Annotated in this window: 1 protein-coding gene and 1 pseudogene; both read right to left on the bottom strand. The window is 28.4% G+C overall.

The features are described 5' to 3' along the window. Positions 1 to 371, bottom strand: a 371-nt coding sequence (locus tag WFK35_RS22960) for an alpha/beta hydrolase-fold protein (protein WP_336734975.1), incomplete at its 3' end; no start/stop codon positions are given. A gap of 74 nt (positions 372 to 445) precedes the next feature. Next, positions 446 to 730 (bottom strand): annotated as a pseudogene (locus WFK35_RS22955) (transposase); the annotation flags it as partial.

Genomic DNA, 730 nt, shown 5'->3' with positions numbered 1-730 from the left:
GTAGGGTAATCTTTCTGTAAATCTTTCAAATCTGTATGAAAAGTGAAATCTTTCTTTCTGTCAATGTTTGCAATTCCAACCACAATGGTTTCCGGCATAGAATACATTTGATTAAAAAACTGAACCAAGCCTGTTACATGAATAAAATCTTCATTCATACTCCCATCCAAAAGATAAATGATTGGGTAAGATTTTGTTTTGTCAAATTTTTGTGGAAGATAGATGTTCAAAGTTCTTTCTTCGTTTAAAATTTTAGACTTTATCGTTCTGATTTCTCCAATAGTCAGTGGCTTTACATTTTCAGTCTGGGCGAAAACCAGAGACTGAAAAGCAAGCAGAATACTGCAGAAAATAAGAAGTTTTTTGATCATACTTTTTCGTTGTTAATCACCTTTTTAAACCTCATAGGTTTTAGAAACCTATGAGGTTTAAGTTTTACTATAATTTATTCAATTGATAGAAAATCATATTCTATATTTGATTTATGATATTCTATAAAATCATTTACTGTTTCAAAATATTGCATCATTTCAGCTCTTTCAATTTTACTTTCTTTAGCCAAATTAATATAAGAATGATACGATGAATATTTCCACTTACCAATATCTTCAACAAATCCATGATTGACAGGATTATTATGAATATAATGAAGTAATTTTATAAAATATTTTTCATCGTTTATTCTTTTTCTCTTCAGATAATCCAAAAACAGAGAACCTTTCCGGTTATA

Origin of the sequence: Chryseobacterium sp. VD8 (genome assembly GCF_037149975.1) — a bacterium.
Taxonomy (GTDB): Bacteria; Bacteroidota; Bacteroidia; order Flavobacteriales; family Weeksellaceae; genus Chryseobacterium; species Chryseobacterium indicum.
The sequence above is the reverse complement of the archived record's forward strand: the minus strand, read 5'-3'. Positions and strand labels throughout refer to the sequence as shown.